Source organism: Stagnihabitans sp. (genome assembly GCF_964946895.1).
Genome location: NZ_CBBQHX010000071.1, coordinates 1 through 10894 on the forward strand (window position 1 = coordinate 1; position 10894 = coordinate 10894).

General features: G+C 62.4%; 11 protein-coding genes and 1 pseudogene. 9 read left to right on the forward strand and 3 right to left on the reverse strand.

The window, feature by feature from the left end; translation table 11 throughout:
• Window positions 1-228: hypothetical protein (locus AC1Y2B_RS22690; protein WP_482255414.1), on the reverse strand; the 228-nt coding region annotated here is incomplete at its 3' end.
• Between AC1Y2B_RS22690 and AC1Y2B_RS22695 the strand changes: the two genes are divergently transcribed.
• From AC1Y2B_RS22695 to AC1Y2B_RS22720, 6 genes are all read left to right on the forward strand, one after another.
• Window positions 160-438: a DUF6915 family protein gene (locus AC1Y2B_RS22695; protein ID WP_482255412.1), complete on the forward strand. Its 279-nt coding sequence runs from the start codon at window positions 160-162 to the stop codon at window positions 436-438. The two genes, AC1Y2B_RS22690 and AC1Y2B_RS22695, sit on opposite strands and share 69 nt — an antisense overlap.
• Window positions 435-641 (forward strand): hypothetical protein, encoded by a 207-nt coding sequence (locus tag AC1Y2B_RS22700; protein WP_482255404.1) that lies wholly within the window; start codon window positions 435-437, stop codon window positions 639-641. Before AC1Y2B_RS22695 ends, AC1Y2B_RS22700 begins: the two co-directional genes overlap by 4 nt.
• A gap of 72 nt (window positions 642-713) precedes the next feature.
• Window positions 714-1151 (forward strand): hypothetical protein, encoded by a 438-nt coding sequence (locus AC1Y2B_RS22705; protein ID WP_482255405.1) that lies wholly within the window; start codon window positions 714-716, stop codon window positions 1149-1151.
• Window positions 1148-2026, forward strand: a complete 879-nt coding sequence (locus AC1Y2B_RS22710) for a DUF7007 domain-containing protein (RefSeq protein WP_482255406.1) — start codon at window positions 1148-1150, stop codon at window positions 2024-2026. Before AC1Y2B_RS22705 ends, AC1Y2B_RS22710 begins: the two co-directional genes overlap by 4 nt.
• 125 nt (window positions 2027-2151) lie before the next feature.
• On the forward strand, window positions 2152-2715 hold the full coding sequence (locus tag AC1Y2B_RS22715; RefSeq protein WP_482255407.1) for a hypothetical protein: 564 nt from the start codon (window positions 2152-2154) through the stop codon (window positions 2713-2715).
• A 65-nt stretch (window positions 2716-2780) separates the two neighbouring features.
• Entirely contained in the window at window positions 2781-3425 is a 645-nt protein-coding gene (locus AC1Y2B_RS22720) for an antitoxin of toxin-antitoxin stability system (RefSeq protein WP_482255413.1), read from the forward strand.
• A gap of 45 nt (window positions 3426-3470) precedes the next feature.
• On the opposite strand, the gene AC1Y2B_RS22725 is transcribed toward AC1Y2B_RS22720, so the two are convergent.
• Complete coding sequence (locus AC1Y2B_RS22725) at window positions 3471-3761, reverse strand: hypothetical protein (RefSeq protein WP_482255408.1); 291 nt, start codon at window positions 3759-3761, stop codon at window positions 3471-3473.
• Window positions 3762-3926: 165 nt separating this feature from the next.
• On the opposite strand from AC1Y2B_RS22725, the gene AC1Y2B_RS22730 reads away from it, so the two are divergent.
• Window positions 3927-4349, forward strand: a complete 423-nt coding sequence (locus tag AC1Y2B_RS22730) for an antirestriction protein (RefSeq protein WP_482255409.1) — start codon at window positions 3927-3929, stop codon at window positions 4347-4349.
• Window positions 4350-5122: 773 nt separating this feature from the next.
• Window positions 5123-5446: a DUF736 domain-containing protein gene (locus AC1Y2B_RS22735; RefSeq protein ID WP_482255410.1), complete on the forward strand. Its 324-nt coding sequence runs from the start codon at window positions 5123-5125 to the stop codon at window positions 5444-5446.
• A 67-nt stretch (window positions 5447-5513) separates the two neighbouring features.
• Here the strand turns inward: AC1Y2B_RS22735 and AC1Y2B_RS22740 are convergent, their stop codons facing one another.
• Entirely contained in the window at window positions 5514-7799 is a 2286-nt protein-coding gene (locus AC1Y2B_RS22740) for an AAA family ATPase (protein WP_482255411.1), read from the reverse strand.
• Window positions 7800-8190: 391 nt separating this feature from the next.
• On the opposite strand from AC1Y2B_RS22740, the pseudogene AC1Y2B_RS22745 reads away from it, so the two are divergent.
• Window positions 8191-10725: pseudogene (locus tag AC1Y2B_RS22745) on the forward strand (strawberry notch-like NTP hydrolase domain-containing protein); the annotation flags it as partial.
• Window positions 10726-10894 lie beyond the last annotated feature (169 nt).

Here is a 10894-nt window from a genome sequence, read left to right on the forward strand (position 1 = left end):
GTTGCCGTCCAAATCTGTCACCAGAATTGTGCCGCCATTAGCGGAACTTGTCAGTTTGAACATCAGCGCCTCAAGAGATTCCGGGGTTATGCCGCCCAGCATAGGGCAAAACGCCGCCGCTGGCATGCTGTCCACATAATCGATGCCTCGAAGCTCATTCTGGCGGATTTCCGGCATCGCGCCCTTCGTCATGATGCCGAAGGGATTTTCTTGCTGGAGCAGGTCCACGGGAAAACGCTGACCCTCTCGTCAGGCCGGGTCATCCCGACCCGTTGGGTTGGCGAGCAGCATGTCCGTGAGGACCTCGGCTTCATCCCCAGCTTTGCTGACTGGGCGCGGTCGATCCGGGCCGAGCCCTGGATGGGCCGGACCCAGAAGATCGAGACCGAGGTCGATCCGCATCTGGCGATGCCCCATGCGGGAGGTCACCTGACATGAGCCGAGTATATCAGAACCTCGGTCTTCCGCCTGAAGCCTCTCCCCTCACGGTCGTCCGGACGGCGATCCGCCGGTTGCATCCCGACACGCTGGCAGTCCGCAGCTGGCGCGAGGCACGCAAGCGCTATTACCGCGACCTCTTGCAGGCCCATGCCGCGGCGCAGGCCGCCGCCGAAAATCCCCAGCCCGCCGAAGTGGGCTGATCTCTCCCCAAATTGCAACCCACCCTGACCCGGCTTAGTGGCTCGGGTTTTTCATTCTGAAAGGAGCCCATCGTGGCTGACTATTTCACACACTTCTCTTGCGTCCTGGACGTGGGCACGGCTGAAAAAGCAATTGCGGCACTCGACCTCTTCCTGCGCTTGCGCGAGGAAGACGAGGCCTCGGATGATCCGGAGTTCTCGGGTTTTGCGCTGGCGCTGCAAGATGGCCCGGGCAGTACGGTGCTCTGGTTCCATGACGATGGGCAGGGCGATGTCGAAGGGGTCATCCGCTGCGTGCTGCGCATCGCGGAAGACCTCGATCTCACCGGCCTCTGGAGTTTTGACTATGCCAACACCTGTTCCCGGCCCCGGCTGGAGGCGTTCGGCGGCGGCGCGCATGTCATTGACCTCGGTGCGCGCAAGAGTCTCGGCTGGATCAGCACCCATGAATGGCTGACTGCTGCGCTGAACGGCGAGGACATCGATGCTGTGGAGGCGCTCGTCGCATGACCACAGTTGTTCCGTCTTGCGCGCCCGCCTCTTTCCCCGTCTCGGAATTTGGCCGCAGTGCCGATGGCCTGATCGTCGCCCGGATCGGCGATGCCGCCTATGCCATGATCCCCACGGCTGATAGCCGGTATTTCTTCGGCAGCGGCTGGCGTCTCTCCAAGCCCCTGTCGGACTGGAAGCGGTCAGACTTCTACGGCCATGGCGGCGATGTTGCTGACGAGGCTGCTTTCCGCGCCCTCGTTCAGGAACAGGCCGAGCATCAAGGCGAGAAGGCCACCCTCGGTCGGCAGGAGTTCCGCGCCCATGCCAACACGCCCTGGGGACCATCGCAGGGCGCGGTTCGCTACGGCGAGGGCGTGTTTTTCCACTCGACCTCCGGCCATGGCGGGTTCCACCTGACGGTGGATCGCAATGCCCGAGTGCATCCGCTGCTGCGCGATGCCAGTGGTTACTACGAAGAGGACGCGGCCTGGGCGGCCGTCGCGACCGCTTGGCCGGATCTCTTCACAGGTCTGGAACGCCGTCAGGCTGAGAAAACTCTGCGCCATAGCTGGCCAGATGCCTGGGTGGCGATCCATGGCCGGGCGCTCAAGCCCGGTGAATCTCGCACGCGCGATGGCGAAGCCTTTGCCCGCGATCATGCAAGCGATTGGGTCGTGATCTCGGCGATCTATTCCGACCAGCATCGCGGTTTCACCGAGGCGATTGCCACGCGCGGCGGACGGCGCGAACCCCAATCCGAGGAGCGCCGCTTCCTTGTCCCCTCGGGGGACTACAAGGTCGGCACCTTCGGCTTTGTCATCGATGAGTCGCGCCATGCCGTCTATGACGGCCCGTCGAGTTTCATCGGCTGGCGCGGCAGGGCAGGGGGGTGATCCCCAGATGGCGGGCGCACGGCTTCTCGGTCGGGCACTCGCCAGAGGGAGAGATAGGCGGGTGGTCCCGTGACGGGTTTCAGGGTGGGAGAGAGTCTCCTGCCGCCTGTCGCGGAGTGATCCAGATGACCGCACCCATCCCCCAAACCGCCTTCCGTGGTCCCGGCGACAACTTGATCGGCGGGGTTCTTGCCCATCTGCGCCTTGCGGACCGCTTGCCCCTGCGGGTCAGCTGCCTATGCGGCGCGCATTGGGATGATCCGGCGCTCGATCAGTTGTGCATCAACCGCGAGGTCGATCTCGGCACCTTCGGTGACCTCGCGGCTGCCATAATCGTAGCTCGCACCGCAGTAACTTCCGGTCTGATCGCCGCAGGCCGCGATCCGGCCCTGCGTCTGGCGCCGCAGTTCATCACTATTCTCGATGCCGAGCACTGCCTGGTGCTGGCAGGTGACGTGCAGGCAGGCCTGATCCGCTGGTGCGCGCCGGTCGACAGCGATGCCGAGGCGCGGCGCGTGGTGACCGACGCCTGCGGGCTTCGAGCCGCGGCCCGCGCGGCGACCGACGTCGGCGATCCCGCGTCCGCTGCTGCGCTGCTCACCCGCGCCCGCTCGCTGGAGGGTCGTCTGGTCGACCCGTTCTGGCGGGATCTTGCAGCTGCCGCCGTCGATCTCGTTCTGGCGGCCTGACCTTTCCCCTTTCCGGAAACCCACCCCCGGCATTTGGCCGGGCCATGCAAATAGAGGAACCGCTCATACCCCAATTGATCGCAACGACCGTCTATCGGATCGATGAACTTCCCGAGGGCGCCAAGGACAGAGCCCGCGCCTGGTATCGCGAGGGCGGTTTCGACCATGACTGGTACGATGCCGTCTACGAAGATTTTCAACGCATCGCGGACATTCTCGGTATCCGCCTGAAGATCCGGAACACCCGCCTTTCCGGCGGCCGCACGCGGCAGGATCCCTGCATTTGGTTCAGCGGCTTCTGGTCGCAAGGTGATGGCGCGGCTTGGGAGGGCGTCTATTCCTACCGGAAATCCGCCGCAGCCGAACTTCGCGCCTATGCGCCGAAGGACAAGACCCTGCACCGGATCGCGGAGACCTTGCAGGCGGCGCAGCGACAGAATTTCTACCAACTGCGCGCCGAGGTCACGCATCGCGGCAATTACTACCATGCCTTCACCATGGCGGTCTCTGTGCACCGGGATAGTGCGGCTGCGGCCGAGATCATCGGCGATGCCGAATCCATTGTCACGGATGCGCTGCGCGATCTCGCCAATTGGCTCTACCGCCAGCTTGAACAGGAATACGCATACCTGACCTCGGACGAGGCTGTGGACGAGACGCTGATCGCCAATGGCTATACCTTCACCGACGAAGGCCGGCGGTTCGGATAGCTGCCCTGCAACCCTTCCATCCCCGTCCCGGGGCCCGGTTTTGCCTCAACGGTTGCTGTCGATCCAGCGCGACAGCAACTGCCGGTCCCGAAAGCATTCGTCTGGCACGGCGCGGCGTTTGATCCGCGCAAGCCGTTCGGCAAAGGCGACCTGCTTGGAGGTCGGATGGCTGATGTCAGCAGGTTTCAGCTTCGCCTGCGCCTCAATCCAGGCGCTGAGCGAGCGGCGGTCTTGCTGGACTTCCCAAGGCAACAGGCTCTGGTTGCGGAGCGCCAGCGACCGCGCGTAGGCGATCTGGCGTTCAGTGGCGGGCAGGGCAAAGGCGGCAGCGTCCATGATGGATCTCCCATGTGGATCGTCCTTCCAATATAGAACATATAGAGAACAAAATCAACTCCGCGACCGCAAGAGAGGGAGAGTTGGGTTGGAAATCGGCGTGTTCGGGTGGGTCGAGAGCACCGCCGGGGCACCCATTTCACCCCTGATCCGGAGGATTTCCAAATGACCCACGCTGCAATTGCCAAGGAACCCGTGACCCTCGTGCCCGAGGCGCGGCGCATGGCATTCCTGCCCGCGCTCTTCAGCCCCGCCCTGACGCTGATCGGCGAGCGCGCCGTCTATCAGTTCATGTCCTGGCTGGCCCCCGACGACTACACAGGTGGTCTCTGGTATTTCCACGAGCGGGACGGCCAGCCCCTGTTCATGTCGCCCGACGCCGACAAGAGGTTCCGCATCTTTTGCGAGACCAACGGCTATATGGGCGAGGTTTCGGCCGAGGCCGCCGGGATCATCGCCACCCTCTTTGCGCTGTCCCATCTCTCGTTCCGGCATGAGGCCGACCAACTGTCCGAAGCCTACATGCGGCTCTACGAGTTCGCGGGCGACCATCCCGAGGCAGGCGAGATCTTTAAGGCGATCGACTGACGCGGGCACCCCGCAAGCCGACTGGAAATTCCTGACCCTTTAGCACCCTCCTGCGGTTTCGTCGGGGGGTGTTTGCATTTGGCTGGCCTAGTTCGGCACGGGCGGCATTCGCCATTCGTCGACCGCTGCTGCGTGAGGATTTCAGCGGCTGGGTGGCCCCGGGTTTCGACAGGACTTTGCCAAGTGATCATTGTTGCGGCAGGTATTGGGGCGGTGAGCGAGGGCAAGGGCCGCACCGTTAAATCATCATCGAGTTCTGCGGTTTGTGATGGAGTCTCAGCAAGATCGACCTGCATCTTGGTCTAGACGGAGCGCTCGTTCGAATCTTGTCCCTTGTCTGCCACCATGCTGGCAGCCCTGACTACGGTGAAGCGGCGGGCGCCGCGAGGCAGCAGGGGCGGGGGGAGGCGCAATCTGGCCTGGCTGGTCGACCGAGGTGGTTTCATCGCCGGTAGTGCCTGTCCTCGCTCTCTTGTCGGGCCTTCAGGGTCGCCCTGATCTCTGTGGTTCTTCTGTTCCAGCCCGCGTCCAACGGCCTCTAGTGATGGGCTGATCTGCCCGAAGAACGTCTTCGCCTCGACCGCTTCGGCGCAACAGCGTCGTCACAACTTTCTTCCCCTGTCGGTGCGGGCACCGCCATTCCTCGCGGGACAAGAAAGTTCCTCCTGTGCTGTCAGGGCCCCAAGGGGGTGCGCCAGCGGTCGCCTCCGGGCTGTCGATCGCCATCGAGGCCGCAAGGACGCGGGCCCGAAACAGCAAAACGGAGAAAGAACATGGCGACCATCGGCACCTTCAAGAAAACCGGCACCGAATACACCGGCGAAATCTTCACCCTCAGCCTGCAGGCAAAGGGCGTGCGCCTCGTCCCCGACCTGCGGGCCTCGGGCGAGAACGCCCCCTCCCACCGGGTTCTGGTCGGCCGCGCCGAGATCGGCGCCGCCTGGACGAAGAAATCTAACGAGGGTCGCGAATACCTGGGCCTGAAGCTGGACGATCCGAGCTTTGCCGCCCCGATCTACGCCAACCTTTTCGATGATGAAGACGGCCAGGGTTCGAGCCTCATCTGGTCCCGCCCCAACACCCGCCGCGGCGACTGATCGTGCACAAGCAAAGGCCCCGGTCGAATGACCGGGGCCGAAGCGTTTCGACGCCTGTCGCTCGCGCCTATCTGCGTGAGGCGAATAAGAGGGTCCGCTCCACAAAGTCGGTCAATTCCGCATCGTTGATCGCCGCTACCTGCCAGGCGGGATTGGAGTCATGGTGGAAACGGTTTGCATAACCGAGCAGCCCGCGCAGTTCTGCAATATCAGCTGCAGAGAGTATCTCGTTTGCCCGACCAACACGCTGTTCACAGTTGCCGATGAACGGCCCTAGCAGCGTACCCGGCGGAAAGAATTCCGGATAGGCCACGCGCATGAAAGCCTCCAGAATCGGCCGAAGCGCCGTGGCGACTGCGCGTTCCTGATTGGGATCAGCGGCCCGCAGATAGCCACGAACAAGGTCATGTCGCTTGTCGTGCTCGGAAATGCTATCATTCCGCACGTCCCAAGTCGCAATATCCGAGCCGACGACCGCCCTGTTGATGCGCAGCGCAACGACCGCATTCCTGTCGGCCTGCTCCCACAAATTGCATAGAAACGCCTTCGAATGAGATAGCACGATGACTTGCTGAACCCGCCGCCCCATCGCCAGTATCTCCTCACGGGTGCGCAGCGTGCGGTGTTCATCCAAGCTGGTCATCGGATCGTCGATGACGACGATCTTGTTGGCCAGATTGGGGTCCTGTTCGAGCGAAGCAAAGAAGAATGCCAGCGCAAGCGTGTTCCGGTCTCCGGCACTCAACGTGTTTCGGAAAGAAGGTCCTGCCTCGGCAGTCAGATTGACGTTCTGCTCATTGATGACAACGCAGTAGGATGCAGAAGAACCCGAACGCATGTTGACGGATTGGACCTCGCCCAGCCGGAACGAAGCACCAAAGCGGCGCAAGAAATCGTTAATGGCAGCTTCATAGGCTGGAAAGATTTGCTCCCGGTAATGATCGAGCGCTGTGCGGGCCTGCGTGCGAAGGAGTTCGGTCGCCCCTTTCGCTTCCTTTTCGGCAAGATAGGCATCACAGCGCTGCGCAATTGCAGGGCCAAACCTTGCCTTTTGTGCATTCAGCTTCGCCAGATCACTTGTCAGCGCGGCTAGATCATCGGCCTGTGCCTGCTCCTTGATGATATCGAGCCGGGCATTCGCACCAAGCACGCTGGCAGAAAGTGCGGCAACCTCGGCAATTCGCGCGCGATAGTTCTGAACAGCACGGTGAGCCTCTGGCGTCAGCCGCATCTGATCCAGCGGCGCAGCGGCCTTCTCCCGGAGCTGTCCAAGAACGGCCTCACGCGCAGCGCTCCAATCACGGGCGATGGCTGCGGTATCAATCGCGATTTCCGGAAGTTCGGCGAAGTCCTTCCAGAACTCATGTGTCTGCGCGGCCGTACGGATATTGCGTTCAAAGGCAGGAGGGACGTCACCGCCATGCGCGTCCCGAACGGCGATCCCGTTCTGACGAATGGCTCCTTTCAAGTCGTCATAGGCTTGCGAGAAATAGGCGCGGTAGTGCGCGATGATATCTGAGCCCGCGAGATCCTGGGCGCAGAATGGGCAGATTTCACCCTGCAGCCCCTGGGATGCCCGCACTATCCTCGGCATCCCGTCTGCAACCCAGTTCTCGCCGCCGTGACCCAGTTTGGCGATATGTTCCCTAACGCGTGCAGCCGCTCCCGCTTCGAGACCGGGCAATCCACGTTCCAGAATCTGGTCAATGGCATCAAGATCAAAATCCGGCAGGCCAAATTCCTGAAAACCGGGGCGCTGACGGATTGCATCGGATGCTCGAGCGGCGGCCAGGCGACGCTCTGCTTCCTGAATTTTGGCATCAATGGCCTCATCCCGTGCCAAGGCGCAAAACGGATCGACTTTGTAAGGTCCGCGCGCAATTGCGGGAATGGCATCGGCCAGATCACGGAGAGCTACGTTGTGCTCCTCGATCCGCTGCACATGAGTCTGAAGTGCGGTGCTTAGAGCAACGCCTAGCTCCCCAAGGATAAGTTCATGCAAACCCTGACGATGCGCCGCCTGAATTTCGATCCCGGAGCACACGTTGGTCGAGACAAAAGCATCATCGAAAATGGCCAGATCGGCGAGATGCCGGTTCCAGACACCATTTTGAAATACAACATTTCCAGCGGGATGAGAAATGATGACATGCGGCGGATGTTGTGAACCCAGTCGCTGGCGCTCGGCCACCAGCACGGGGTTATTGGTTGCCAGAGAGCGAAGTATCTCCGCAATGGTTGTTTTGCCACGCCCGTTCTCACCGTAAATCAGTGTGAGCGGCGTAAGCGGCTGTGGTGGGCTGACATTGTCAAATTGTCCAACATTCCTGAGAAGATTAATTCGGCTAAGCACTTGTCGAAACCCCCACATTGATATCACGACATTGCTAACCACCCGAGATGATGATCGCAATCGGCCCGTCGGTCAGTTGGGCCATACAATCGAGGGTTTAGCCGCGCTTTGCCTGAGGGACAGCTAACACGACACCATTCTTCCCGGGCGGCGGCCGACCGTAATGGCCAAATCCTTCAAATGTGCTGCTGCGATGTTTGGCACCTCCCGGCATGCCGCCGGGACCGGGCCCTGGTCCTTCGGATTGGAGCCTGCCGAGGCAGTCTCAACCCATTCGGGCGACTGTCCCTGGCGCGAAGAGGGAGAGGGGTGCCGGGACGGGTCAGGTCCGGCGGGTAAGAGAGAGCGCTGATCGGGCCTGAACCGTTCCTGCTCTCTTGAGGATTTCCCGATGAACGACCTTTCTCCGACGATCATTGCGCAAGCGCCGGTTGCCTCTGCTTCCGCCATCCTGGTTGCGGCAGGCCTTTTGCTGCCGTCGCTCGAACGCGGGCAGCGCATCGACAGTGCAGCGTTGCGCATGGCTATGGAAGCCTCCTTCGGCGCTTCCGATGCGTCCGGCCTTTGGGACTGGAAGGCGGGCTATGAGGCCTGCGAGGCCGCGACCGTCCTCTTCCTGCGAAAGTACGGCCGCGCGATCTTCCGCCAAGCCGACGCACCTACGGCGCGATTTGCCGCGCTCTCGAAGATCGTCGGCCTTTTGCCGAGCCATACGCGCCGCTCCGAGGAAAGCCAGGCACGGCAGCAGTTCTCAACACCGATCCCGCTCGGGTTCGCAGCGCTGAACGCAGCGGCAATTGGGCCCAATGATGTGGTGCTGGAGCCTTCGGCTGGCACCGGCCTCTTAGCGATCCTTGCGGAAATCTCCGGCGGCTTACTGATCCTCAACGAGTTGGCTGACACCCGAGCGGACCTCCTCTCCTCCCTCTTTCCGGCCCTTTCGGTCAGCCGTTTCGACGCGGCACAGATCCATGACCATCTCGATCCGGCGGCGGTGCCGTCGGTCGTGCTGATGAACCCGCCGTTTTCCGCGATGGCAAATGTCACCGGCAAAGTTCAGGGTGCGGCATTCCGGCATATAGCCTCTTCCCTCGCGCGACTCGTCCCGGGCGGGCGCCTAGTCACAATCACCGGTGCAGGCTTTGGGCCTGACCTGCCCGGTTGGCACGACGCCTTCGTCCGGCTCCAAGGAAGCGGACGTGTGGTGTTCTCGGCGGCGATCGGTGGCTCGGTCTATACGCGGCATGGCACGACGTTTCCGACTCGGCTGACGGTGATCGACAAGAACCCGGCCGAAGATCCGACGCTTTTTCCGGCCTCGCCGGGCATGGCACCTGACGTTGCGACCTTGCTCGGCTGGCTTGCTGAACATGTACCGCCGCGTCTGACGGTCGACTTGCCCAAACCGCCGTCGCCGACGCAGCCCTCCGCTGCACGCTCGGTCCACGGTTATCTGGCTCGTGCAAACGCCGCCCCGGTGGCCCGCAAACCCGGCGGCACGCCCCCTGCCGTCGAACTCGGCTATGAGCCCATCGACGCGGTCCCGCCTGATGCCGCCCGCCTGTCGGACGCGATCTACGAAGAATACGGCCTCCAATCGATCCGGATTCCCGGCGCCGTGCCGCATCCGACCAAGCTGGTGCAATCCGCTGCCATGGCCTCGGTCGCGCCGCCGCGGCCGACCTATCGGCCCATGTTGCCTGCGGACATCTGCCAGCGGCTGTCGGACGCCCAGCTGGAGACGGTAATCTATGCCGGCGAGGCCCATTCCGACCATCTTGCCGGAAGCTGGACCGTGGACGAGACTTTCGACACGGTCGGCGCTGCTGCTGACGGAGTGGCTGGCTCGGTCCGCTTCCGTCGCGGCTTCATGCTGGGCGATGGCACGGGGGCAGGCAAGGGCCGCCAATCGGCCGGGGTCATCCTCGACAACTGGCAGCGAGGTCGGCGCAAGGCAGTCTGGATTTCGAAATCCGACAAGCTGATTGAGGACGCGCAACGCGACTGGTCGGCCCTTGGGCAAGAACGGCTCCTGGTCACGCCGCTGTCGCGCTTCGCCCAAGGCAAGCCGATCACCTTGTCGGAGGGCATCCTCTTCACCACTTATGCGACGCTCCGCTCGGATGATCGAGGCGAAAAGGTCTCTCGCGTCCGTCAGATCGTGGACTGGCTGGGCCGCGACTTTGACGGCGTCATCATCTTCGACGAAAGCCACGCCATGCAAAATGCAGGAGGCGGTAAGGGCGAGCGTGGCGATGTCGAGGCCTCGCAGCAGGGCAGGGCAGGCCTGCGCCTGCAACACGCACTGCCCGACGCCCGCATTGTCTATGTCTCTGCAACCGGGGCCACGACGGTCCACAATCTCGCTTATGCCCAGCGGCTTGGCCTCTGGGGCGGGGAGGATTTCCCCTTCGCTACCCGTGCTGAATTCGTCGAGGCAATCGAGGCCGGCGGCGTTGCCGCCATGGAGGTGCTGGCTCGGGATCTTCGCGCCCTCGGCCTCTACACCGCAAGGTCGCTTTCCTATGACGGCGTCGAATATGAGCTGATCGAACATCAGCTGACCGAAGAACAGCGCCGCATCTATGATGCTTACGCGGGCGCTTTTGCTGTCATCCACAACAACCTCGATGCGGCTATGGAGGCGGCCAACATCACCGGGTCGGACGGCACCTTGAACCGACAGGCTAAATCCGCCGCGCGCTCGGCATTCGAATCCACCAAGCAGCGCTTCTTTGGCCACCTTCTGACCGCGATGAAGACCCCGACTCTGATCCGGTCTGTCGCTGCCGATCTTGCTGCAGGCCATGCCGCCGTCATCCAGATCGTCTCGACCGGCGAGGCGCTGATGGAGCGGCGCTTGGCGGAAATCCCGACCGAGGAATGGAATGACCTGACGGTCGATGTCACGCCCAGGGAGTATGTTTTATCCGGAGTTCCGGATAAGACACAATATGCCGCGTCCGCGTTATGCAGAGCGCGTCGCTTCATGTCGTTGATATGATGTTTCATTTTTGGATCTCCACTCGGCATAATCATGATGCCTCTGCTCTCAACCGCAGAAGGACACCCCGACATGACCTCCCCCTCCAACT